Source organism: Nocardia sp. NPDC047654 (assembly GCF_043205035.1).
GTDB lineage: Bacteria > Actinomycetota > Actinomycetes > Mycobacteriales > Mycobacteriaceae > Nocardia.
The window spans coordinates 161,258-185,232 of the sequence record NZ_JBIDDF010000005.1; the positions used below are offsets into that span (position 1 = coordinate 161,258).

Below are 23,975 nucleotides of genomic sequence, written 5' to 3' on the forward strand. Positions count from 1 at the left end.
CACCGGCGACACCACACATTCGAGGAGTCGGGATCATGACGGTTTCCTGGCAGGGCAAGGCGATCGACGCCCTCTTGGACGAGGGCAGCGCGGGACTGCGGTACTGGATCGAGTTCATGCCGCTGTACGAGGCGGCATTCGGCGGCAACGGGGGGCGTGGCGACCTGGGCAAGCTGCTGGCGATGTACGACGAGCAGCGCGGCATGCGGTTGGAGAAGCTGGAGCAGGCGGGCGAGGCGCTGAAAGTCGCTCTGGCCGAGGTCGATCGGGAATGGGACGCGCAGCAGGGTTACACCCGTCGACTGCCCGAGTTGTGGCAGGGAACCGCTGCCGCCGCCGCGCTCGACATGCTCGGCAAACAGTCGGTCCTGGCCGACGAGGACCGACAGCATGCCCGGGCGGCCATGACGGTGATCGCCGATATGGCGAGTTCGCTGCGCTCGGCGGTGGCCGCGAAGGCGTTCGCCACCCGGGAGCTGCTGGAGGGCCCGGTGGGCGGCGGCAAAGTGGTGAAGATCGACGGTAAGACTCCGGACGACGTGAAAGTCATCGTCGAGGTGCATCATGCGCGGGAATGGATCGACGCCGAGCAGGTGCGCGACCTCGGCCGCATATTCCCGGCACTCGCCGTGCCGGAGGACAAGATCAACAAAAGCGTGCTCGGTTTCATCAACTCCGACAGCAGGAATCTGCTCACCGGCGCGTACGGCGATCGGGTGCGCAGCGTCACCGACGAGTGGCTGACCAAGACCTTCAAACCGGACTTCGATCGGAAATTGGCGTCCTACGTCGACGTCTGCGCCGAGGTCGATCGCCTGTTCAAGGACCAGTACAAGAACCTGACCGACGCGTTGGCGCAGGTCACCGAACGGGCCTACCCTCGGCCGGAAGGTCCGACGAATCCACAGCCGGAAACACCGGCCAACCAGGACAAGCCCCAGGAAACGTATGCTCCCGGGCCGCCCGGCACGCCCGCTGCCACGGTCCCGGCGAGCGCCACACCGAGTGATGTCCCCGCGTCGGCCGCACCGGCCACGCCGAGCGCCCCGGTCACGCCGAGCGCCCCGGTTACGCCCAGCACCCCCGTAACGCCCAGCACTCCGGTTACGCCCGCGCCCAGGTTGCCGTCGCTGGACGGACTTGCCGCACTAAGCCAGGTGGCCCAGGAATTGTCCCCATTGGCAACCGGTCTCGGCCAGGCCGTGAACCAGGGACTGTCAGCCCTGGGTGGCCTCATCGAAAGCGGGGTAGACGACGCGATCGAAAAGCTTGTGCACAGCGTCGATCCGCAGACCGCCGAAGCCGACGGCGAGAAAGACGAAGAGAGAAACGAGAATTCCGGGCCCGAGGCGGAGTTCGATATCGGCGGAAAGCATGTGAAGTTCGAGATGGGCCCGGACGGTCAGTTGCGGCTTCTCCTCTCCGATGCCACCGGCAAGGAACAGGAGTTCACCATCGAGCTGAACGAGCAAGGCATACCGGTCATCTCCGCAACCGAGCCGGAGAACGCGCAGCCCTCGGCACCGGATGCTCCGGCGCCCGAGGCCGAGCAGGACGCGGATGCCCCGACGCCGGAGAACCAGACGCAAGAGGAGGCTCCTGCGCCGGAGGCCCAGGAGAAAGAGAATGCGCCCGACTCGGCCCCGGCGCCGGAAACCGACGACGGTCGGCTCGGTGTGCCGAGCGGAACCCCACCGGGCACCCGGCGCGAGGAGGACGGCGAACACTATCCGAGGCCGATGCCGGAACCGGACGCGCCGGTGGACACCGGCGCGGAACTCGCCGAAGCCGGGCCGCTGGACGCGGACTTCGCCGAGGCGGGCCCGTTGTGAGCCCGGCCGGGCCGAATCCGCACACCCGATGAGCGAGGAGGCGCAGCATGGTGAACTACGCCGAGGAAGCGAGGCAACTCGCCGCCGAGAACCAGCGCCGCATGTCGCTGCTGCTCGACGAGATCCAGGCGATCAACGAGCAGACCGCGGCGACCGGCCGAGAACTCGCCGATCGCCTGACCGCCGACATGGACGAGTTCTGGACGACGCACGCCGACGAGCTGGGCGAGGCCGCCGCCGAGGCGGAGGCGCAGCAACGGCTGCAAGACGAGGCACGGGAGCAGCGTGCGGCCATCGCACGATCGATGGCCGCACGCCGGGCCGGTCAGATGGTGACTCCGGTCGACGAGGAGGACGAGGAAGCCGCGTTCTACAGACGCAAGAGCTGGCTGATCTGACCAGGTACTCCGGCGAGCGTGGGCCCTGCTACCGGCGCAGCAGGGCGGCGAGCTGGCCGACCTTGAGCTTCGGCGCCGCCTCTTCCTCTTGCGGCGCATCCGGGTCGACGACTGTGGTGTGCGGGATGACCTCTTCGAGGTCCGCGAAGGCGCGATAGGTCTTGTCGCCTGCGAGCGTGGTGAGCAGGTAACCGGCCAGCAGGGCGCGGGTGGTGCGTGCGGTCTTCGCTTCGTGCTTGCCCGCGCCCACGGCGGCGAGTACGCGCCTGCCCTCGATGATGCCGTTGTGCGAGGCCTTGTCGATGGCGCGCAGGATCGCGGGGCCGCCCCAAGCGGTGGCCAGCGGGATGGCGTTGGAACTCACCGAGGTGATGTCGGTCGCGCCGGCCAGGATCAACGCCGGAATGTCCAGTTCGGGCGCGACGGCTTCGGCGGCGGGCGCTGTCGGCGCGGGGAACAGCGCCACGACGGTGGCGACGTCGCGCCGCCCCGCGGCGATGACGGCGGCGCCCGCGCCCATGCCGTGCCCGGCCAGGGCAAGGCGCTCCGGATGCACGCTGATCTCGCCGTCGCCGAGCCGCACGCCGGTGCAGATGTCGAGCGTGGTGAGCAAATCGGCGGCCAGCCCCAGATGTGACGGAATCGGCCCGCGCTCGGTGTCCGGGGCGGCCGCCACGATGCCCCAGGAAGCGAGGTGTTCGAGCAGGGTGCGGTAGTGGGCGACCCCGGTCAGCCAGCCGTGGCCGAACGCGACGGCAGGTAGATTCCGCCCCGCCTCGGGGGTGAACACCACCCCCGGCTGGCCGGCGACGGCCAGATTGCCACGCAACACGCGGTGCGGGCCGCGGCTGGTCAGGGTGCTCATTAGCGATTTCACAGACGCCGACACGACGTGAACGTTATCCGATAAGTAGTGTGGTGAGCCATGTGCGGAATCGTGGGGTACGTCGGGTACCGAGACGCGCTCGGCGTCGTCGTTGACGCGTTGCGCCGCATGGAATATCGCGGTTACGACTCCGCGGGTGTGGCGATCCTGGACGGCGCGGGCGCGCTGGCGGTGGAACGCAAGGCCGGTCGCCTGGCGAATCTGGAGGCCCAGCTCTCCGAAACCGGCATCGATCGTTTCGTGGGCACCACGGGCATCGGGCACACCCGCTGGGCCACGCACGGCGCGCCGACCGATCGCAACGCGCACCCGCACCGGGACGACAGCGGCAAGGTCGCCGTGGTGCACAACGGCATCATCGAGAACTTCGCTCCGCTGCGGCGCGAGCTGGAGGACGCCGGGGTCGAGCTGCGCAGCGACACCGACACCGAGGTCGCCGTGCACCTGGTGGCCCGCGCGTACGCCGACGGCCCGACCGCCGGTGATTTCGCGGCAAGCGCGCTGTCGGTGCTTCGCCGGCTGGAGGGCGCGTTCACCCTGGTCTTCACACACGCCGACCACCCGGACATGATCGTGGCCGCGCGCCGCTCCACGCCGCTGGTGGTCGGCGTCGGCAAGGGCGAGATGTTCATCGCCTCCGACGTCACGGCGTTCATCGAGCACACCCGCGAGGCGGTCGAGCTCGGCCAGGACCAAGCCGTCGTGATCACCGTGGACAGCTACCGGGTCACCGATTTCGCGGGCGAGGACGCGCGTGCGCGCACCCGCCCGTTCACGATCGACTGGGACTTGGCGGCCGCCGAGAAGGGCGGCCACGACTACTTCATGCTCAAGGAGATCGAGGAGCAGCCCGCCGCGGTCGCGGACACCCTGATGGGCCACTTCAGCACCGATCGCGACGGCGGGGGCCGGATCGTGCTGGACGAGCAGCGCCTCGCCGACCAGGAGCTGCGCGATTTCGACAAGGTGTTCGTCGTCGCCTGCGGCAGCGCATATCACTCCGGCCTGCTGGCGAAGTACGCCATCGAGCACTGGACTCGACTGCCCGTCGAGGTCGAGCTGGCCAGCGAGTTCCGCTACCGCGATCCGGTGCTGGACCGCTCGACGCTGGTGGTGGCGATCTCCCAGTCCGGCGAGACCGCCGACACGCTGGAGGCGGTGCGCCACGCGAAAGAGCAGAAGGCCCGCGTCCTCGCGATCTGCAATACGAACGGCGCGCAGATTCCCCGCGAGTCCGACGCGGTCCTCTACACCAGGGCCGGGCCGGAGATCGGCGTCGCCTCCACCAAGGCGTTCCTGGCCCAGGTGACCGCGAACTACCTGGTCGGGCTGGCCTTGGCGCAGGCGCGCGGCACCAAGTACCCGGACGAGGTGGCCCGCGAGTTCGCCGAACTCGAGGCGATGCCGAAGCTGGTGGAACGCGTGCTGGAGACCGCGCCGCAGGTGCGGACCATCGCGCGGGAACTGGCCCAGGTGCCGACCGTGCTGTTCCTGGGACGTCACGTCGGCTACCCGGTGGCACTGGAGGGCGCGCTCAAGCTCAAAGAGCTGGCCTACATGCACGCCGAGGGATTCGCGGCGGGTGAGCTCAAGCACGGCCCGATCGCGCTGATCGAGGACGGTCTCCCGGTGATCGTGGTGATGCCGTCGCCGAAGGGGCGCGCGGTGCTGCACTCGAAGCTGCTGAGCAACATCCGGGAGATCCAGGCGCGCGGCGCGCGCACCATCGTGATCGCGGAGGAAGGCGACGACACGGTGCGCCCGTTCGCCGACGACCTCATCGAGATCCCCAGCGCGCCGACGCTGTTCCAGCCGCTGTTGTCGACGGTCCCGCTGCAGATCTTCGCCGCCGAGGTGGCGCAGGCGCGCGGCTACGACGTCGACAAGCCACGTAACTTGGCCAAGTCCGTCACCGTGGAGTAGCTCGTTGGCCGCGCACTGTCGAGTGCGCGGCCACTGCTCGCCGTCTCGGCTATGCCCGCACGGTGACCAAGGGTTCCTCCGGGAAGGTGGGCGCCGAGCGGCGCTCGAGGTATCCGGACACGACCGCGAGAACCAGCGCGACCAGGACCAACCCGACGCCGACCCAGTTGGGGGCGGTGTAGCCGAGGCCCGCGGCGATCACCACGCCACCGAGCCAGGCCGACACCGCGTTGCCGAGATTGAACGCGCCGATGTTGACCGCGGAGGCCAGGGTGGGTGCGCCCGCCGCTTGGTCGAGGACGCGCTTCTGCAGCGGCGGGACGGTCGCGAATCCGAGGGCGCCGATCAGCACGACCGTGACGGCGGCGGCGACCTTGTCGTGGGCGGTGACGGTGAACAGCGCGAGAACGATCGCGAGCCCGCCGAGGGTGATGTACAGCATCGGCATCAGGTGGCGGTCGGCGAACTTGCCGCCGATCAGATTGCCCGCGAAGAAGCCGAGGCCGAACAGCACGAGCAGCCAGGTGACCGAGCTCTCCGCGTAACCGGTCACCTCGGTCATCATCGGCGCCAGGTAGGTGATCGCGGCGAACACCCCGCCGAAGCCGAGCACCGTCATCGCCATCGCCAGCAGCACCTGAGGATTGCGGAACACCGCCAGTTCGGTGCGTAGCCGGGCGTTCGCGTCGGCGGGCTGTTCCGGCACCAGCGCGGCGACGCCCAGCAAGCCGATCAGCCCGATCAGCGCGACGAACAAGAAGGTCAGCCGCCAGCCGAAATGCTGGCCGAGCAGCGTCCCCAGCGGCACACCGACCATGGTGGCGACGGTGAGCCCGGTGAACATGATCGCGATCGCGCCGGCGCGCCGGTCGACGCTGACCAGGGTTCCGGCGACCACCGCGCCGATTCCGAAGAAGGCGCCGTGGGCGAGCGAGGCCACGACCCGCCCGGCGAGCATCAGTGCGAAAGTCGGTGCGGCGGCGGACACGATGTTGCCGAGGACGAGCAGCGCGAGCATGCCGAGCAGCATGCGTTTGCGCGAAACCCGGGTGCCGAGGCCGGTCATCAGCGGCGCACCCGCCACGACACCGAGCGCGTATCCGGTGACCAGCAGACCGGCGGTGGGGATGGACACCGCGTAGGTGTCGGCGATGTCGGGCAGCAGGCCGACGACGACGAATTCCGTCGTCCCGATGCCGAATGCCCCGAGGGTCAGGGCGAGAAGGGCGAGGGGCATGAGGGGAGCCTCCACATAACGTTGCGTCAGATCCTTACAGGCGTCGACAATAATTGCATACGCGCTTTAATTGCAAGCGCGGGCTATTGTGAAGTCTGGCTATCCTGGAGGCCTGATCCCCTGACGCCGAAGGAAACGCCGATGACCGCGGATGTCGCTTCGACCGGCCTCGCCGATGGTTGGTACGCACTCTCGCTGCTGCACGACCGGATCGAGGCGCACATCGAGCGGGCCCTGCAATCCGGCCATGACCTGAGCGTTCGCGAATACTCACTGCTGGTCGTCCTGAGCCGCCAGCACGACGGGCCGGGCGGGCACCTACGGATGAACCAGGTCGCCGAAGCCGTGGTGCTGAGCCAGAGCGCCACCACCCGGCTGGTCTCCCGGCTCGAGGATCGCGGCCTGCTCCAGCGGTACCTCTGCCCGGACGACCGCCGCGGCATCTACACCGACGTGACCGCGGCGGGTTTGGACCTGCTCGAGCAGGCCCGGCCCACGCACGACGCCGCCCTCGCAGGCGCTCTCGGTCAAGCAGCCGCCAACCCGGAACTCGCGCCGCTGGTGGCGGCGGTCGAGGCGCTGAACACCAGTTCCGCCCGCGGGGCCCGGCCCCGGGACTACCGCCCGGTGTGAGCGGAGGCGATTATTCGGCTCGGACGCCGACCGGCGTCCGAATCGGTTGCTCCGGTGAGCTGTGCGCGGGTTATTCGACGGTGATGGTCCCGCGCATCTCCGGGTGCAGAGAGCAGAGGTAGCGGTAGCTACCGGGCGTCGTGAAGGTGTAGCTCCACTCGCCTTTGTCGATGATCGGGCTGTTGATGCCCATCGCCTTGTCACCGATGCCCTGCACGGTGTGCGGCAGCTTGTCACCGAATTTCCAGGTGACCGTGTCGCCGACCTTGACGGTGACCTCGGCGGGGGAGAATTTCATGTCGTCCACCGCGACGGTGGCGGCGGCGGGCTTGCGCTCACCGGTCTGCTGAGCGGTGGTGGTGGCAGGCCGAGCCGGTTTCCTCGTGGTGGTGGCGGCCGAATCGGATTCGTCGCCGCCGCAGCCGGACAGCAGCAGCGCCCCGGCCATGGCGACTCCCGTGAAGACGCGGACGGTCCCGTTGCGGCGGCGAACACTTGGCATGATGGCCAAGCGTAGTAGGCCACACCGAAGGAGGGAGCGGCGATGTCCACGCAGCGGGGCTATTTCACCGTAGACGAGGTACGTGCGGCGGAGGCCGAGCTGTTCACTCGGGTGCCCGACGGCGTGCCCATGCGCCGCGCGGCGCACGGCCTGGCCACGGTGGTGGCGAGAGAGCTGCGGGAGCGTACCGGCGGTGTCGCGGGGCGAGCGGTGACCCTGCTGGTCGGCTCCGGCGACAACGGCGGCGACGCGCTCTGGGCCGGAGCGCAGTTGCGCCGCCGCGGTGTCGCCGTCACAGCGGTCCTGCTCGACCCGGAGCGGGCGCACGCCGAAGGGCTTGCGGCGCTGCGCAAAGCCGGTGGTCGAGTGGCCGACGACACCGGTGATCCGGACCTGGTGATCGACGGCATCGTCGGCATCTCCGGTCGCGGTCCGCTGCGGCCGCGTGCCGCGGAAATCGTTGCGGCGCTGGACGCTCCGATCGTCGCGGCCGACCTGCCCAGCGGCGTCGCCCCGGACACCGGGGCGATCGACGGCCCCGCCGTCCGCGCGGACGTCACGGTCGCCTTCGGCGCCTACAAGCCGGTGCATGCCCTCGCCGCACCGCAGTGTGGCCGAATCGAATTGGTCCCCATCAGCTTGCGTCTTCCGGAAGCGGATCTCGTCGCACTGGAACCCGCTTCGATCGGCGCCGCGTGGCCGGTGCCCGGCCCGGCCGACGACAAGTACACGCAAGGCGTGACCGGTGTATGCGCGGGCAGCGCGACGTATCCGGGCGCCGCGGTGCTGTGCGCGGGTGCTGCCGTCGCCGCGACGTCGGGCATGGTGCGGTATGCGGGAACCGCGGCGGCCGAGGTGTTGCATCACTTCCCCGAAGTGATCGCCACCCAGCAGTTCGCCGCCACCGGTCGCGTCCAGTCCTGGGTCTTCGGTCCGGGCGCGGGCACCGACGACGACGCCGGACAACGCCTTCGCGAGATACTGGACACCGATCTCCCGGTGGTGATCGACGCCGACGGGCTGACCCTGCTGGCCGCCGCGCCGGAACTGGTGCGCGATCGCGCGGCCCCGACCGTCCTGACCCCGCACGCGGGCGAGTTCGCCCGGCTCACCGGCAACGAGGTCGGCTCGGATCGGGTGGGCGCGGTCCGCGGCCTCGCCGATTCCTGGCAGGTCACGGTGCTGTTGAAGGGCCGCGCGACGCTGGTCGCCGCGCCGGGCCGTCCGGTGCTGGTCAACGAAGCGGGCGGTTCGTGGGCGGCGACCGCCGGCGCGGGCGACGTGCTCTCGGGCATCATCGGAACGCTGTTGGCGGCCGGCCGCGACCCCGCCTGGTCGGCTGCGGCGGCAGCGCGTGTGCACGCGTTGGCGGCGAACCTGGCCGCCCACGACGCCGCGCCCGCGGGAACCCCCATCTCGGCAAGCGTCCTGGCCACTCACGTCCGACCCGCGATCGGCGTTCTCCGCGACCTCGCCCACCCCTTCTGATTCGATGCGCTGCCGCGACCACGCGGTTGCGCCGACACTGGGAATTGGGTAGCTCTCCGCTGGAGGTTGCCCACGCATAGGTCGCCGCACATCACGGCGGTGTCGGTCGGTGCGGAGCGGCTACCGCCCCTGGCCTGGTTTACGAGCTGTCAGTGGCCGTGTTCGGCTCGAACGAACGCATGCGCGGTGAACGCCGCGAACAGTCGGTAGCGAGCGGCGTGTGTCGAGGGCAGGCCGGTCAAGGCCGAGATCCGCCGCATGCGGTAGTCGATGGTGTTGGCATGAACGCACAGCTGATGGGCAGTACGTTGGCGATCGAAGCCCTGGCGAACGAACTCTGCCAAGGTGTCCATCAGTTCCGGATGTTCTTCGAGGGGCGCCAAGAGGGAAACCAGGCGATCGCGACCGGGTCCGGGACGGGTGATCTGATACTCCACTGCCAGCTGGTCGAGAAAGTACAGCCGCGACTGCTTGCGCAGGCGGATCGCGAGGTCCAACAGTTCGTGGGCCGTTCCGGCGGCCTCCGAGATCGATGCGGTCGCGGATTCGACGGCGACCGCGGTAATCGCGTTGCGCGCGGCCGTGGACAACAACGGGTGCAGATCACCGATCCGGCGGCCGAGGGCGCAGGATTCGGGAATCAGGATCGTGCCACTGGTCGGACCCAGTAGCGCCGGTACGGGGAACCCGCATTCGGCTGCCAGGCATCGGCGAATGTCGGTCGACCAAGCATCGGGAATCACCGTCGGCCGGTCGGTAGTCGGATCGTCCGGGCTTGCGGAGAAGACCACCGCGACCACGACGAATGCGCCTGTCACGGGAATTTGGAAGTGCCGGGCGATCGATAGGTTGATGTGACCACCGGACAGCATCGACATGGCGAACTCGTTGAGCGCGGCATCGGCGGTGCTGTCTTCCGAGTGCTCGGGCGCACAGAGGTTTTCGTCGATCGTCAGCATCGGATCTCCAGGGGGTCGAGCGTCACGTCCGGTCCCGTGCGGACTTCGCTGCGGGACCGGACGTGTTTTCAGCGGTTCGCGGTCATCGCCCGGAGGCTGCACCTCGACTGATCAGCCGGCGCAATGGCCCTGGGCCGGTTCACCAGCCAACCGATGGCCGAGCCAATCCAAGGCCGCGCCGCCGTCGACGGCGAACGCCAAGATGTGCTCGGCCATCGGGATGACGTGCCATTCGACGGTATTGCCCAATCGACACCAGTCGGATTGCAGTCGCTGCCCGAATTTGAAGGGCACGATAGTGTCATTCGTTCCGTGGAACATGTACACCGGAAATCCCAGCGTCTGGGTGCCCAAGACATCTTCGGACAACCGCTGCTGCCACTCGGGCGAATCGAGCGGATCGCTGGTGAACAATTGGCCGAGCGTTTTTCCTTCACTGGCCACGATGTTGTCCAGCACGCAGCCCGTCCTGATCTTGTGCGTCAGCTTGCGCCCTTCGTCGGTCAAATAGGAGTCCAGGTCCAATTCTGGATAGACCGCGTCGTGACCGGCAGCGACCATCAACGACATGGCGGGATTGCCCGGCTTGCTCTGCTGTTCCCTCGCGTCCGCGACCGTATTGGCCGGGACTCCGCCCGTGACAAGGCCTTTGATCTGGAGTTCGGGCGCGTAATCGTGCGCCATCTCGGCCGCCCAGGAGCTGGAGTGACCGCCTTGCGAGTAGCCGACGATGCCTATCGGAGAGTCTGCTGTGACTCCTCGCGAGTTCACCTCGGGCATCCGCAGCGCCGCACGAGCGGCATCCAAGACCGCCGCGCCCTCGGAGCGTCCTACCAGGTAGGGATGGTCCCCCGGAGTCCCCAACCCAGCGTAATCGGTGACCGCGACCGCCCAGCCCTTCTCCAGCAGCTCGCTGATCTCCTGCGGCCCACCCGTGGCCGAGGGGGCACACTGATCGCCCATGCCGACCGTGCCCACGGCGTAGGTCACCAGCGGACGTGTACCCGCACGACCGTCTCTCGGTACGAAGACTCGGCCGGAGACAACAATCGGATTATCCAGCGGATCGGTGGAGCGATAGAAGATCTTCCACGCGTCGACTGGAGTCGGCGCTCCGAGGAAGGGGAATCCGGACGGCTCCACGCGAACCACATCGCCCGCCCGGCCGGCGAACGGATCTTCGGCGTGAGACACACCGACACCTGCCGACAGGCCGACACCCAGCATCGCGGCAGTTGCGGCCACCGCCAACCGCCCGAATGATTCCCGCGACCGGCGGAGGATCAGCTTCATTGTTGTCCTCAAATCTGTTGTGTACGAGGGTCTTTCGCGATGAGCGGATCAGGCGGATGCGCTCCGACCCCAGCCGAGCGGCTCACCTCATGAAACACTCATGAGATATGTTTCGCAATTCTTGAACTTCAGGCGGCTCTGCGGTATAGGCTTCGTTCGGCTGCTTACCGACCGCCCTCTCCCGACCACTGGACCGCCCTTGACTCGCCACCGAGGGTGGCCTAGATATGAATCCGACATCAAGTTCAACACTGGCCGCTTTCCTCCTGCTATGAGCACACGACCACGGCCTGACGTGCAGTTCTGTGCTGCGACGAATCGAAAGACAAAGAACATGAACATGCAGAAGCGTGTATTGATCACCGCAGCGGCGTTGGCCGCGGTCGGCGCCGGCGTCGCTCCAACCGCCGCCGCCACGCCTCCCGCCCCCGAGGTTCCCTACACCGCGGCGGTCGACGGCGACGCGGCGGTGATCACCGTGGGTGATACCGGAACGCTGGTCGCCGAAGACGGCCACTTCCAGATCCGCACAGCCTCGGACCAGGTGCTGGCCGGATTGCCGCTGAAACTCCACGTGGGCGACTTCGCCTTCCCGATCGATGTCGCGGTGTCCGGCCACACCGCACGATTGACGCCGAGGCTGGATCCCGCCTATGCGCGCTACGAGCCGATTGCCGAACCGGTCGCGCAGCCGTCGGCCGAGCGTCTGAAGGATGCCTTGGATCGAGCGATGTCGTCCATCACCAAACGCATCGGCATCAGCGCCGCCGTCGGCGCGGCCGCCGGTGGCGTCATCGGCTGTCTGCTGGGCGGGGCTACCGGTGCTGTGGCGACCGCGCCCCTGGCGATGTTGTTCGGAGCGGGTCCCCTGGTGGGCTGCGCTATCGGCGCTGCGGCATTCGTGCCAGGGGGCGCCGTCACAGGCGCCCTCAGTTTCGCAGCCCCCGTGGTGATTCCCGCATTTTTGCAGTACCTCATCACGGTCAACACATAGGTGACCGCTCGTTGATCGTCGAATATGGGAGGTGCTCGGCCGTGTGGCCGAGCGCCTCCATCTAAAGTTGACGTCAACTTCAAATTCTGCGGCAGACCTCGCTCGCGGGCGGCGCGACCACGCTCAGGAGTTCAGGAGCGTGGCGATAACGGCGCGCGCTTGCCTACCCTCCCGGGTCGGCAGCATCGGGTAGCAGTGTTGTCCGCGTTCACATTCGTGGTAGTCGATGTCGATTCCCTCCACCCGGGCGCGCTCGACAAGGGCGCGAGCGTCGGGGTGAACCAGGTCCGAGGTGCCACTGAACAGCGAAATCGGGGGGAGGCCCGCCAGTTCGCCGTGGATCGGACTCACCCGCGGATCATCAGCGGGCAAATCCCCCGCGTACATCCGCCCCGCCTCGATCAGGCCGGGGACATCGAGCATCGCGTCGATCCGCGCGATCCTGGTCACCGCGGGATCCGCGAGAGTGATATCGAGCCATGGCCCGATGAGGATGATTCGTCGCGGCTGCGGCAGCGCCTGGCCGTGCAGCTGCCGGGCCACCGCCAGTGCCATCCCGCCGCCCGCCGAGTCACCGAGAAGCTGTATGCCCGAAAGTCTTTCGGCCGAGAGCTGCGCGGCGATCGCGGTCGCGGTGGCGACCACCGATTCGGCCGTCGCGGTCGGCGCCAGCGGATAGATGGGCACCGTGATCTCGGCGCTCGCCGCCTGGGCGATATCGGCGATCGCGCGCCACTGGATCGGCGAGATTTCCGCGACGTAGGCCCCACCATGCAGGTACAGCACGTGCGACGTCACCGATGACCGACGCGGACTCAGGCGATAACACACCCAGCCGCAACGGGTCTCGACGGCGACGTTCATGCTGCGACGCACTCGCTTCGGCAGCACTATCGGGCTCGCGTGCTTGCGCCTCGACTCCAATGCTCGACGCAGGCTCTCGGCGCTGGAAAGTCGCTTCTTGCGGCGTGAGATGTGAAGTAGAGCTGTGACGAGATGGCTCGAAGGGCTTGGCATTGATGCTCCAATCGATGGGGAACGACCGATCCGAGGGCATAGGAGCCCGGCGGGGAGTGTGGTGGCCGCCCATACGATGAAACATCTATCCAAAATGTTTCACAAGGGTTTCGCCTCAGTCGGTCTCGAGAACGCCTTCGACCAGTGCTGTGACGAGTACCGACGCCGTGGCGATGCTCGACTGCCTGCCCGCCATGAGGTCTGCGTACAAGATGGACTCGCCGAGTCTGACCACGGCGTAAGCGAGCGTGTCCAGGTCCACCGACGGCCGGAATCCGCCGTCGCGGACATCGCTGTCGAGAAAGGCCCGGACCGCCGCGATCATCCGCGGTTGCATCGCGCCGCCCGGGTCGGTCAGCGCCCGTAACGCGGTGATCGGCTCCTCGTCGAGCAATTTTTGGAAACCGGCATCGCGCCCCGTCCTGGCGGCATGATCGCTGATAATCCACATGCTGCGCAGTTCACCTCTGCTGCTACGCACCACATCGCCGTGAGCGCGCCGCCACCGGCCGGCCGAGGCGGCCAAGCTTTGCTGTGTCAGCCACCACAGCGCCTCGCTGATGAGCTGGTCACGGTTGCCGACGCGCCGGAACAGTGTGACGCGCGATATGTGCAGTTCGGTCGCCAACGCTCCGAGTTCCACACGTCTTCCGCTTTCGATCGCGAGAGCCGCACAGCGGATGACGTCTTCGGTTCCGACCGGCATAGCTCCCTACCGTAAGCGCAGCCTCGAGCCTCGGCGGCGTCGGCGTCAGCAGTTGCCTTCAGCCGGCCGGCCATCCAGTCGATCGCCGAGCCAATTCATCGCGGGTTCGGATCCCGCGATGGCCGCGGGCAGGTGGGCTGCCGACGGATAGGACTGCCACTGAACGGTATTGCCCAGCGCACACCACGCCGACCGAAGGCGCTCGCCCAGGGTGGGGGGAACGATCTCGTCGGTGGTGCCGTGATAGAGGTAGACGGGATATCCGGGAGCTCGGGTACCGAGCCGGTCATCCTCGAATCGCTTCTGCCAGTCGGGAGAGTCGAGGGGATTGCGGACGAGCAGTTCGCCGAGCGATTTACCCTGAGCGGCCAAGACATTGTCGAGTACACAGCCGCCGCGCATCTTCTGGACCAGCGCGCGCCCCTCCGGCGTGAGGTAGGGATCCAGATCGAGTTCCGGGTAGGCGGCGTCATGTCCGATGGCAACCATCAGCGACAGCGTGCCGTTGCCGTCCAGACTCATCTTGTCCGTGACATCCCGGAGGAGGTCGGAGGGGACCCCTCCGGCGACAACACCTTTGACCTGCAGCTCGGGTGCGTACTCGCGGGCCATTTCAGCCGCCCAGGAGCTCGCGTGCCCACCCTGCGAGTAGCCCATGATGCCGACCGGAGAATCGATCGTGACCCCTTCGTCCCGCGCCTCGGGCAGCCGCTGCGCGGCCCGGGCGGCATCGAGGACGGCAGCGCCTTCGGCTCGGCCGACCATGTATGTGTGGTCGCCGGGGGTGCCCAGGCCTGGATAGTCGGTGACGACCACGGCCCACCCCCTGCGCAGAGCCCTGGCGATCGATGCCGACTCGGCAGCCATGCCGTTGGTCATGGTGGACGACGGCGCGCACTGATCGCCCATGCCTACGGTTCCCACGGCCCAGGCGAGCAACGGACGCGCGCCGGTTCGACCGTCGTTCGGGACGATGAGAGTGCCCGAGACGAGGTCGTCGTGGCCGAGCGCGTCTGTCGAGTGGTAAAGGATCTTCCACGCCCGAGTCGCAGTGGGCAGAACGGGCATCAGCCGGAAACTGGAAGGCTCGACGCTGACCACGTCTCCGGGCGACGCGAAACCCTGGTCGTCAGGGCTCGCCTGAGCGAAAGTGGTTCCGCCACCGACTATCTGCGGGATCGCGCCGAGCATCACCGCGATCATGGCGACCGCGAGCCTGCCGGGGGATGCGTGCCTTCGCCTGCGTTGCTTCATGGTTGTCCTCGAATCGGAGCTCGCGCGGCATCGTGCGGCGACTACGGATGTGAGTTCGTCTCGCGGGCCTGGGTTGCGGCCCGACACCTGTCATGAAACATTGCTGACATATGTTTCACAATACTTGAGTATTTTCCGTGCCTGGCGTATGAGCTGCGAAGCGTCGACCGCTACGGGTCGAGGGACCGCAGAAGTTGCCCTTGACGGAACGCGGGGCTCGCGCCTATACCTATTTGAAGTCGACGTCAGCTTCAAATCCCGCTACCGGGAAGATCCGGGAGCCGCCCTGTCTACTTCGCGACTTCTCTTCAGTCCCTCCGCGTTCCGAGCCCGCTTTCGGGCATCGAGCTGGCGCACATCGCGCCACGCCCTCTCCGGAAATCACCGATCTCGTTCCAAAAGGAAAGAGGACCGCCACGATGGCAAATCCTGTCCTCATGACCGTGCTCGATCAGGTCATGACGATCACCATCAACCGTCCCGAAGCACGAAACGCCGTCGATCTCGCGGTCGCGACCGGCATCGCGGAGGCGCTCGACGCAGCCGACGCACGTGATGACGTCGCCGCGATCATCCTCACCGGAGCCGGTGAACACTTCTGCGCGGGAATGGATCTCAAAGCCTTTGCCGCCGGCGAAGTACCTGTCGTGGTGGGTCGGGGCTTCGCCGGACTCACCGATCGGCTGCCACGCAAGCCGTTGCTCGCGGCCGTCGAAGGCTACGCACTGGCCGGCGGCACCGAACTCGCGCTCAGCGCGGACATCGTCGTCGCCTCCCGCACAGCGTCTTTCGGGCTGCCGGAGGTCAAACGCGGGCTGGTCGCGGCCAGCGGTGGGGTGATCCGGCTCGCGAAGACGCTGCCCCACCATCTGGCGATGGAACTGGTCCTCACCGGCGATCGGCTCGCAGCGACGACAGCGCACCACCACGGGCTGGTCAATCACCTGACAGAACCGGGGCACGCCCTCGACCGCGCCCGCCGAATCGCCGAGACGATCGCCACCAACGCGCCCCTGGCGGTGGATGCCTCCAACGCATCGTCGCGGCAACCACCGGCTGGTCCACCCCTTCTCACTTCGCCGTCCAGCACGAGGTGGCCGCCTCGGTGCAGGCCTCCGCCGACGCACTCGAAGGTGCTCGCGCCTTCGCCGAGAAGCGATCACCGACCTGGAAAGGCGTATAGGCAGGAGAACTCACCGGCCTCGCGCCTACGTGGTCAGAGATCAGAATTTCGGCCCGTATCCATGAGTGACCTCACCAGCCACTACCAGCCCCAGCTCGATACCCTGCGAGGACTCCGACCGGCAACTCGCGACGCGGTCCTCGCTGACCCCGAGGACCCCCAGGTACGAACGACTGCCGCCGAACAGCTGGTCACGACCGGACTCGTCGTCGACCCCACCGCAGCACATGATCGCCTTGCCCGGCTCGCCGCCGACCCGGTCCCGGCGGCGGATCTACAGTTCGTCACCGCGCAGGGGCCGGTCGTGGCCGAGGCCGCCAGGGAGAACCCCGCTCAATGGCAGCGGTGGTGGATGGTAATCGTCGCCCCTGCCCCCGCCCGCGCCGGCTCTGCCACCGCGTGCAGCGAGAACATGTGCCGGCGCGGCCCCGGTCCGAATGGTCGAGGCCGACACCGTAATATTCAGCACCGCTCTACGCACGTCAGACCGATTCTTGACGAGTAGATGGCAAATGGCCGCAATTCACACGGTACGGTCGGCACCATGACCTGTGGCTATGCGTCGAGGGAGCACATGGGTAACTCGCCGGGGACGCCCAGAACCCAGGTGGCACCGGACGCGGGACCTGAACGCGAATCCTGTACCACTCACCTGGTACGGCCTGAATTCCCGGAGAGGCGGAACAGACTGCCGTGAACGCGCAAGTGGAAACGGTCATCGACCTGGACGCCATCGCCCACAACGTGCGAATCCTGCGCGATCACGCGGGCGACTCGGCGGTGATGGCAGTGGTGAAGGCCGACGGCTACAACCACGGCGCGGTCGAGGTGGCCCGGGCCGCGCTGGCCGCGGGGGCGGCGGAACTTGGTGTGACGACGGTGGCCGAGGCCGTGGAGTTGCGTGCGGCAGGCATCACCGCGCCCATTCTGTGCTGGCTGCACAGCACGGACACCGATTTCGCGGCAGCGGTGGCCGCCGACGTCGAGATCGGGGTGTCCTCGCGGGCGCATCTGCGGTCGGTCGAGGCGGCGGTCCGCGGCACCGGCCGTCCGGCGACGGTGACGCTGAAGGTGGACACCGGCCTGAACCGCAACGGTGTGTCGCCGGCCGAATACCCGGAGGTCCTGACCGCGCTGCGCGCGCTGGTCGACGAGCAGGCGGTGCGCTTCCGCGCGATCTTCTCCCATCTCGCGCACGCCGACGAACCCGCGCACCCCAACAACGACGTGCAACGCGCCCGGTTCCTGGACGCGATCGCCACCGCCAAGGAGTACGGCCTGGAGCCGGAGCTGGTGCACATCGCCAATTCCGCCGCCACCCTGACCCGGCCGGACCTGGCCTTCGATCTGGTCCGGCCCGGCATCGCCATGTACGGCCTGTCCCCGATTCCGGACGACGATTTCGGTCTGCGGCCCGCGATGACGTTCCAGGCCCGGGTGGTTCTGGTCAAGCGGGTGGCCGCAGGCGAAGGGGTCTCTTACGGGCACCAATGGATCGCGCCGCACGACACCACCGTCGCGCTGATTCCCGCCGGCTACGCCGACGGCGTGTTCCGCCCGTTGAGCGGACGATTCGACGTCTGGCTGGGCGGGGCACTGCGCAGGAACGTGGGGCGGGTGTGCATGGACCAGTTCGTCGTCGACCTCGGTGACAACGCGGCGGGCGTCCAGGAAGGCGATACCGCGATCCTCTTCGGCGCGCGACCGCATGCCCAAGACTGGGCGGATCTGCTCGGCACCATCCACTACGAAGTGGTGTGCTCGCCGCGCGGCAGGGTCACCCGCCGCTACACCGGTGCCGTACGGTGAGCCGCTTCCGGATGACTCCGCTGCGCGGAGGGCTGGCCACGGTGGGTGTCGTCGGTGCGCTGGCCGGCGCCCATGCCCTTCGGCGCGCCGGTGCGCGGGTGCTGTGGCCCGCCCGGGGCGACGACTACCGCGACGAGAATTTCGGGCTGATCGATGCCGACCGCGCCGGAACGGTGCTCACCGACGACGGTGTGCCCCTGGCCACGCGGACCTGCGGCCCCGACGACGCGCCGGTGACGGTGATCTTCGTGCACGGCTTCTGCAACAGCATGGCGTCTTTCCACTTTCAGCGGCGTGACCTGGAAAAGCGGTGGGGCGCACGCATTCGCATGGTGCTGTTCGATCTGCGCGGACACGGTCGTTCCGGCGTGCCGAGCGCCGCGAGCTGTACCGTCGCCCAGCTCGGCTGTGATCTCGCCGCAGTCCTGCGCGCCACCGCTCCGGCCGGTCCGGTGGTACTGGTCGGCCATTCGCTGGGTGGGATGGCGATCCTGGCCGCGGCCGCGCGATTCCCGGAGCTGTTCGCGGCCAGAGTGATCGGGATCGCACTGCTGTCGACCACTGCCGCCGGTGTGACCGCGGCGGGTGTCGGGCAGCTGTTGCGCAATCCCGCGATCGACGGCTTCCGGCTGGCCGTGCACACCGCGCCCGCCCTGGTGCAGGCGGGCCGCGTCACCGCGCGGCACGTGATCAGCCCGATCCTGCACGTCAGCTCGTTCCACGGCCCGGTGAGCCCCACGCTGTCGCGCTTCACGACGCTGATGATCGACCAGACGCCGATGGAGACCATCGTGAAGTTCCTCCAGGCGATCGAGCTGCACGACGAGTCGGCGGCGCTACCCGCGCTGGCGGGCACACCGGCCCTGGTGCTCGGCGGCGGGCGCGACTTGGTGATCCCGTTCCGTAATTCGCGTGCGCTCGCCGCCGCGCTGCCCCGCAGCGAGCTCATCCGGCTGGAAGGCGCGGCGCACATGCCGCATATGCAGTACCCGGACATCGTCACCGCCGCGCTGGATCGATTGCTGGTGCGCGCGGGCGCGGTCGACCCGTCGGGCTCGGAGGTAGCCGGTGGCTGAACCACGGCAACGAATCCTGCCCACCGTCGCCGACACCGAGGCGCTCGGCCGGGAACTGGCCGCGGATCTGCGCGCCGGTGATCTGGTGGTGCTCGACGGTCCGCTCGGCGCGGGCAAGACCGCGCTCACCCGTGGCATCGCCGCGGGGCTCGGCGTGCAGGGACGGGTCAGCTCGCCGACGTTCATCATCGCCCGCCAGCACCGCGCCGGGCAGCGCGAGGACGGACCGTCGGTGCCCCTGGTGCATGTGGATGCCTACCGGCTCGGCGGCGACCTCGACGAGCTGGACGCCCTGGACCTGGATACCGATCTGCATCAGGCGGTGGTCGTCGTGGAGTGGGGCCGCGGCGTGGTGGAGCACCTCGCGGAGCGGCACCTGCGCGTGCTGCTGTCGCGCGAGCCGGATTCGGATGTGCGCACCGCCATCTGGGAATGGGTGGGTTAGCTCTCAGGTAGCTCTGCGTCGGTGCCTCCTACCACCCGGTATCGTTGGCCCAATCATGCTTGTACTAGCCGTCGACACCGCGACACCCGCCGTCACAGCGGGACTGGTGGACCTGGAGCAGGGCGCCGGCGCGGCGGACCCCGTCCGGGCGCGCACCATCGCCTACCGGGTGCGGGTCGACCCCCGCGCCCATGCCGAGGTGCTCACCCCGCAGATCCTCGAATGCCTCACCGAGGCAGGTCGTTCCAGGACCGACATCGACGCGATCGTCGTCGGCGTCGGGCCGGGGCCGTTCACCGGCCTGCGCGTCGGCATGGCCACCGCGGCCGCGTTCGGTGACGCGCTCGGCATCCCGGTGTACGGCGTGTGCAGCCTCGACGCGATCGCCGCCGACGCGGCCGTCGACCCCGCCGTGCCACCCCCGGTCGAGCTCCCGCCCGAGGCCGAACTGCTCGTGGTGACCGACGCGCGGCGGCGCGAGGTGTACTGGGCGCGGTACCGGGAGGGCGCGCGAGTGGCCGGACCCGAGGTGTGCAAGCCCTCGGAATTGGACGAGGGTCAGGCCACGGCGATCGCCGGATCCGCCTCGCACGTCGACTTCTTCGATCTTCCTGTGCTCCCCGCCGAAACGCCCTCGCCCGCCGGTTTGGTGCGCGTGGCCGCCCCCGAGCTGCTGTCGCGCAGCGTGCCGGAGCCGCTGGTTCCGCTGTACCTGCGCAGGCCGGACGCGGTCGAGAACGCCTACCGCCGACTCGACCGGACGGGAGCGTGAGGCTGATGGCGTTCCGGATCGAGCCGATGGTGGCCGACGACATCACACGCTGCGTGGAACTGGAGCAGTTGCTGTTCCCGGAGGACGACCCGTGGGCCGCCGTGGCGTTCCAGTCCGAGCTGGCCGGCCGGCACAACCGCTACATCACCGCGCGCGACGAGGACGGGCGAATGGTCGGCTACGCGGGTATCGCCCTGCTGGGTGACGCCGAACACCCCGAGGCCGAGGTGCACACCATCGGTGTCGATCCCCGCTGCCATCGCGCCGGGGTCGGCACACTCCTGCTGGAGGCGCTGCTCGCCGAGGCGGGCAGGCGTGGTGGACCGGTGTTCCTGGAGGTCCGCACCGACAACGCGCCCGCGATCGCGCTGTACGCCAAGCACGGCTTCCACATCATCGGATTGCGCAAGAACTACTACCACCCCAGCGGCGCGGACGCGTACACGATGCGTAGACCCGCGCTGACCAGCGAGGATCGGTGGCGGACACCGGACGAGGTGCTGTCGTGATCATCATGGGCATCGAAAGCTCCTGCGACGAAACCGGAGTCGGCATCGTCCGTAGGAACCTCGACGGCACCTGCGAATTGCTCGCCGACGAGGTCGCCTCCAGCGTCGATCAGCACGCCCGCTTCGGCGGCGTCGTCCCGGAGATCGCCTCACGCGCACATCTCGAGGCGATCGTGCCCGCCATGCGCCGCGCGCTGTCGGCGGCGGGTATCGCGAAACCGGACGCGCTGGCGGTGACCATCGGCCCGGGCTTGGCCGGTGCGCTGCTGGTCGGCGTGGCGGCCGCGAAAGCGTATGCGGCGGCGTGGGATGTGCCCTTCTACGCGCTGAACCATCTCGGCGGGCACGTCGCGGTGGACACCCTGGAACACGGGCCGATGCCGCCGTGCGTCGCGCTGCTGGTGTCGGGCGGGCACACACACCTGCTGCACGTCACGGATCTGTCCGAGCCGATCGTGGAGCTGGGCAGCACCGTCGACGACGCGGCGGGCGAGGCGTTCGACAAGGTGGCGCGCCTGCTCGGGCTGGGTTTCCCCGGCGGTCCTGCGCTGGACGCCGCCGCGGCGACCGGTGATCCGCGCGCCATCGCGTTTCCCCGTGGCATGACCGGGCCGCGCGACCCACGCTACGACTTTTCTTTCTCGGGCCTCAAGACCGCGGTGGCCCGGTACGTGGAGGCGGCGCAGCGCGACGGCGTGGCCGCGGACGATCTGCCGATCCCCGACATCGCGGCGTCGTTCCAGGAGTCGGTCGCGGATGTGCTCACCATGAAAGCGATTCGGGCGGCTCAGGATGTCGGCGTCGGCACGCTGGTGCTCGGCGGCGGAGCCACGGCCAACTCGCGGATCCGTTCGATGGCGGAAGAGCGCTGTACTGCGGCAGGTTTGACGCTGCGGGTGCCAAAGCCCCGGCTGTGCACGGACAACGGCGTAATGATCGCCGCGCTCGGCGCGCATGTCATCGCGGGTGGCGCGGCCCCCTCTCCGCTGACGGTCGCCACCGACCCCGGTCTGCCGGTGTCGGTCAGTATGGTTCGCTGACCTGCTGGTACTCGGTGGCAGGCCGGGTTGTGACCGACCGGAGTCGGCTGCGATCGCCGGGATCGGCGGCCGGCGATCGGTACGCGGATGCCGCCCACGGAAACGTCGACGGGCTCGGAGGACAGCGCCTCGGTGACGCCGGTTGGCAGACGACCGGAGACGAGCGCCCCGGCCTGGGCCCGGCACTTGGCCGCGACCCCACCTGCGCGGAGATCAGTTCGGCGCGAGGAGCCCCGGGTTCGACGCGGACCCCGAATTACCCCGGGGCGGCAACGGCAGGCCCGACCGCGCGGGCGCCTGCGTCGGACTCGTGTCGGGCGCCGTGCGGGGCACCGTGGGCCCCAGGGTCCGGCTCGACTGCGGCGAACTGCCCGGCGCGGCATTCGGATTGCCGAACAGCGGACCGAGCAGTTCGGGGAACGGGATCGGCGGAAGGTTCGGATCCGGGCGCAGCGTGGGCTGCGTGGGCGGAATCACCTGCGTGGCCGTCGAACCGCCGGTGCTGCTCTGCGGCCCGTGTTCCGTGGTGGTCGGCGCGACGCCGGTGCTGTCCGGCGTGCGGTCGTGCGTACCGGCCGCCGCGGTCGGGAGCGGTGCGGATGTCGGGTTCGGCAGCTGGGAAGCGCTGCTCGTGGTCCCCGCGGGAGAGACCTCGTCGTCCGCGGTGGGGGAGAACGTCTTGACCCCGTACCCGACGATCAGCCCGACGACCACGATCGCACCGGCCAGGGTGCCGAACACCTTGGTGACCGTGCCCGCGGGCGCGTCGCCGCCGAGCGCGCCGACCGGGAACACCGAGGGCTGCACCGAATCGGCGACCAAGGCCGCGCCTTTCGCCGTCACCGCCTCCGGGTCCGGCACGGTGAACACCGGGACGTCCAGCGCGGCGGTGAGGGTGTCGAGCACGGCGGGGATGTTGGCGCCGCCGCCGATGACCGCGACCGCCTGCGGTTGCCGGGGCGACCGGGCGAACGCCGTGGTGACGAAGCGGGTGAGATCGCGCAGCAGGTCGGCGATCAACTCTTCGAAGTCGGCCCTGGTCAGCTTCAACGGACGCCCGGCGACGTGGTCGATGGTGACCGCGGGCGCGATGGACAGGTGCTCCTTCGCCGCGCGGCCTCGGTTGGTGAGCATGCCGCGGTTCGGGCGGGTACCGCGCCTGGCGAAATGCATGTCCACCAGATGCTGGTAGATGAGGTCATCGATCGCCTTGCCGCTGACGGTCGCGGTGCGATCGGAACGGAGCAGGGAACCCTCGGCCCGGTCGGCGACGGTGACGCTGAGCCCCGAGGCGCCGAGATCGATGATGGCGACGGTGTCGTAACGGTCCAGCAGGCCGGTGTGCCGCAGGTACGTCAGCGCGGCGGTGCCCTCCGGGATCAGCCGCAGCTCACGCTGTTTGCCGGTGGCCGAGCGGATGATCTGCGCCTGCTCCTTGGTGCGGTAGGCGACCGCGACGCTGGTGGGCGGCTGACCGGTCATCGGCTCGAAATCGCGTGGGCCACCCGCGAACCGGCCGACCGGACGGATGATCTCGCGCGGCGGCTGCGTGGTCGGCAGCTGCGTGGTCATCAGCTCGATCGACGACGCCACCAGGTCGCCGAGATCGGAATGGGCCGCGTCGGCGGAGACGACGCGGTAATCGAAGCTCTGCATGCCGTTCGGCGCGGTGGAGACCAACGCCGAGCACACGACCTCGGCCCCGGCCGAGATGCCGAGGGATGTTCGCATGTTCACCTCCCTTCGAGCGGATGGTCATGGTGTCGCCGACCATCTCGAATCAACTGCCGGACCGCGGTATGGATGACGCGCGACCCGGACCGGGAAACGAACCGGCCCCTCGTCCGGGTGGGTCGCGGGGACCGGCCATGGATCACGTGTGTCTTGCTCTCTGGTGAAGCTGGTGGTGCAACGATCGTGCTGCGGCGCTGCGAGTCTCGGCGACGCTGTGGTACCCCCGGGTCGCCGCGCCGCCGCCTGTTCGGCGACGAACCGGCGGCCGGACCGCAGCCGTCGTCA

21 protein-coding genes and 1 pseudogene are annotated in these 23,975 nt (G+C 68.7%); 13 read left to right on the forward strand and 9 right to left on the reverse strand.

What is annotated here, in order from left to right; translation table 11 throughout:
• The first annotated feature begins 35 nt into the window (after positions 1 to 35).
• Together ACGF7Y_RS17870 and ACGF7Y_RS17875 are read left to right on the forward strand one after the other, a co-directional pair.
• A complete protein-coding gene (locus ACGF7Y_RS17870; RefSeq protein ID WP_393234931.1) occupies positions 36 to 1,832 on the forward strand; it encodes a hypothetical protein in 1,797 nt (598 codons plus the stop codon).
• 47 nt (positions 1,833 to 1,879) lie between these two features.
• Positions 1,880 to 2,230, forward strand: coding sequence for a hypothetical protein (locus ACGF7Y_RS17875; RefSeq protein ID WP_357124323.1), 351 nt, complete (start codon positions 1,880 to 1,882; stop codon positions 2,228 to 2,230).
• 28 nt (positions 2,231 to 2,258) lie between these two features.
• Here the strand turns inward: ACGF7Y_RS17875 and ACGF7Y_RS17880 are convergent, their stop codons facing one another.
• Entirely contained in the window at positions 2,259 to 3,119 is an 861-nt protein-coding gene (locus ACGF7Y_RS17880; RefSeq protein ID WP_393234934.1) for a hypothetical protein, read from the reverse strand.
• Between the two features lie 36 nt (positions 3,120 to 3,155).
• On the opposite strand from ACGF7Y_RS17880, the gene glmS reads away from it, so the two are divergent.
• Entirely contained in the window at positions 3,156 to 5,039 is a 1,884-nt protein-coding gene (glmS, locus tag ACGF7Y_RS17885) for a glutamine--fructose-6-phosphate transaminase (isomerizing) (RefSeq protein ID WP_393234936.1), read from the forward strand.
• Positions 5,040 to 5,088: 49 nt separating this feature from the next.
• Here the strand turns inward: glmS and ACGF7Y_RS17890 are convergent, their stop codons facing one another.
• Positions 5,089 to 6,276 (reverse strand): MFS transporter, encoded by a 1,188-nt coding sequence (locus ACGF7Y_RS17890; RefSeq protein WP_393234939.1) that lies wholly within the window; start codon positions 6,274 to 6,276, stop codon positions 5,089 to 5,091.
• Between the two features lie 141 nt (positions 6,277 to 6,417).
• Here ACGF7Y_RS17890 and ACGF7Y_RS17895 point away from each other — a divergent pair, with 141 nt between their 5' ends.
• The gene (locus tag ACGF7Y_RS17895) at positions 6,418 to 6,909 is read left to right on the forward strand and encodes a MarR family winged helix-turn-helix transcriptional regulator (protein ID WP_393234942.1); all 492 of its coding nucleotides are present in this window, start codon (positions 6,418 to 6,420) and stop codon (positions 6,907 to 6,909) included.
• A 70-nt stretch (positions 6,910 to 6,979) separates the two neighbouring features.
• Here the strand turns inward: ACGF7Y_RS17895 and ACGF7Y_RS17900 are convergent, their stop codons facing one another.
• Positions 6,980 to 7,411 carry a cupredoxin family copper-binding protein gene (locus tag ACGF7Y_RS17900; RefSeq protein ID WP_393234944.1) on the reverse strand — a complete coding sequence of 144 codons (432 nt, stop codon included), beginning with the start codon at positions 7,409 to 7,411 and terminating at the stop codon, positions 6,980 to 6,982.
• Between the two features lie 42 nt (positions 7,412 to 7,453).
• On the opposite strand from ACGF7Y_RS17900, the gene ACGF7Y_RS17905 reads away from it, so the two are divergent.
• A complete protein-coding gene (locus ACGF7Y_RS17905) occupies positions 7,454 to 8,899 on the forward strand; it encodes an NAD(P)H-hydrate dehydratase (RefSeq protein WP_393234946.1) in 1,446 nt (481 codons plus the stop codon).
• Positions 8,900 to 9,048: 149 nt separating this feature from the next.
• Here ACGF7Y_RS17905 and ACGF7Y_RS17910 read toward each other — a convergent pair whose 3' ends face one another.
• Together ACGF7Y_RS17910 and ACGF7Y_RS17915 are read right to left on the reverse strand one after the other, a co-directional pair.
• Positions 9,049 to 9,858: a PucR family transcriptional regulator gene (locus tag ACGF7Y_RS17910; protein ID WP_393234949.1), complete on the reverse strand. Its 810-nt coding sequence runs from the start codon at positions 9,856 to 9,858 to the stop codon at positions 9,049 to 9,051.
• 111 nt (positions 9,859 to 9,969) lie between these two features.
• Complete coding sequence (locus ACGF7Y_RS17915) at positions 9,970 to 11,103, reverse strand: lipase family protein (protein WP_393235171.1); 1,134 nt, start codon at positions 11,101 to 11,103, stop codon at positions 9,970 to 9,972.
• Between the two features lie 247 nt (positions 11,104 to 11,350).
• Here ACGF7Y_RS17915 and ACGF7Y_RS17920 point away from each other — a divergent pair, with 247 nt between their 5' ends.
• Positions 11,351 to 12,145 (forward strand): hypothetical protein, encoded by a 795-nt coding sequence (locus ACGF7Y_RS17920; RefSeq protein WP_393234952.1) that lies wholly within the window; start codon positions 11,351 to 11,353, stop codon positions 12,143 to 12,145.
• A gap of 123 nt (positions 12,146 to 12,268) precedes the next feature.
• Here ACGF7Y_RS17920 and ACGF7Y_RS17925 read toward each other — a convergent pair whose 3' ends face one another.
• The 3 genes from ACGF7Y_RS17925 to ACGF7Y_RS17935 form a co-directional block, all read right to left on the reverse strand.
• Entirely contained in the window at positions 12,269 to 12,931 is a 663-nt protein-coding gene (locus ACGF7Y_RS17925; protein WP_393234954.1) for an alpha/beta hydrolase fold domain-containing protein, read from the reverse strand.
• Between the two features lie 346 nt (positions 12,932 to 13,277).
• A complete protein-coding gene (locus ACGF7Y_RS17930; RefSeq protein ID WP_393234957.1) occupies positions 13,278 to 13,868 on the reverse strand; it encodes a QsdR family transcriptional regulator in 591 nt (196 codons plus the stop codon).
• 45 nt (positions 13,869 to 13,913) lie between these two features.
• Complete coding sequence (locus ACGF7Y_RS17935) at positions 13,914 to 15,122, reverse strand: alpha/beta fold hydrolase (RefSeq protein ID WP_393234959.1); 1,209 nt, start codon at positions 15,120 to 15,122, stop codon at positions 13,914 to 13,916.
• A gap of 419 nt (positions 15,123 to 15,541) precedes the next feature.
• Between ACGF7Y_RS17935 and ACGF7Y_RS17940 the strand changes: the two are divergent.
• From ACGF7Y_RS17940 to tsaD, 7 genes and pseudogenes are all read left to right on the forward strand, one after another.
• Positions 15,542 to 16,305 (forward strand): annotated as a pseudogene (locus ACGF7Y_RS17940) (crotonase/enoyl-CoA hydratase family protein).
• A gap of 666 nt (positions 16,306 to 16,971) precedes the next feature.
• Positions 16,972 to 18,114, forward strand: a complete 1,143-nt coding sequence (gene alr / locus ACGF7Y_RS17945) for an alanine racemase (RefSeq protein WP_393235174.1) — start codon at positions 16,972 to 16,974, stop codon at positions 18,112 to 18,114.
• An 11-nt stretch (positions 18,115 to 18,125) separates the two neighbouring features.
• On the forward strand, positions 18,126 to 19,190 hold the full coding sequence (locus ACGF7Y_RS17950; RefSeq protein WP_393235177.1) for an alpha/beta fold hydrolase: 1,065 nt from the start codon (positions 18,126 to 18,128) through the stop codon (positions 19,188 to 19,190).
• Positions 19,183 to 19,635, forward strand: a complete 453-nt coding sequence (gene tsaE, locus ACGF7Y_RS17955) for a tRNA (adenosine(37)-N6)-threonylcarbamoyltransferase complex ATPase subunit type 1 TsaE (protein ID WP_062973217.1) — start codon at positions 19,183 to 19,185, stop codon at positions 19,633 to 19,635. Before ACGF7Y_RS17950 ends, tsaE begins: the two co-directional genes overlap by 8 nt.
• Before the next feature lie 55 nt (positions 19,636 to 19,690).
• Positions 19,691 to 20,407: a tRNA (adenosine(37)-N6)-threonylcarbamoyltransferase complex dimerization subunit type 1 TsaB gene (gene tsaB / locus ACGF7Y_RS17960; protein ID WP_040864963.1), complete on the forward strand. Its 717-nt coding sequence runs from the start codon at positions 19,691 to 19,693 to the stop codon at positions 20,405 to 20,407.
• A 5-nt stretch (positions 20,408 to 20,412) separates the two neighbouring features.
• Positions 20,413 to 20,916 (forward strand): ribosomal protein S18-alanine N-acetyltransferase, encoded by a 504-nt coding sequence (gene rimI, locus ACGF7Y_RS17965; protein WP_040864964.1) that lies wholly within the window; start codon positions 20,413 to 20,415, stop codon positions 20,914 to 20,916.
• Complete coding sequence (tsaD, locus tag ACGF7Y_RS17970; protein WP_393234964.1) at positions 20,913 to 21,956, forward strand: tRNA (adenosine(37)-N6)-threonylcarbamoyltransferase complex transferase subunit TsaD; 1,044 nt, start codon at positions 20,913 to 20,915, stop codon at positions 21,954 to 21,956. The genes rimI and tsaD overlap by 4 nt, the downstream gene beginning before the upstream one ends.
• 213 nt (positions 21,957 to 22,169) lie before the next feature.
• On the opposite strand, the gene ACGF7Y_RS17975 is transcribed toward tsaD, so the two are convergent.
• Positions 22,170 to 23,687, reverse strand: a complete 1,518-nt coding sequence (locus ACGF7Y_RS17975; RefSeq protein WP_393234968.1) for an Hsp70 family protein — start codon at positions 23,685 to 23,687, stop codon at positions 22,170 to 22,172.
• Positions 23,688 to 23,975 lie beyond the last annotated feature (288 nt).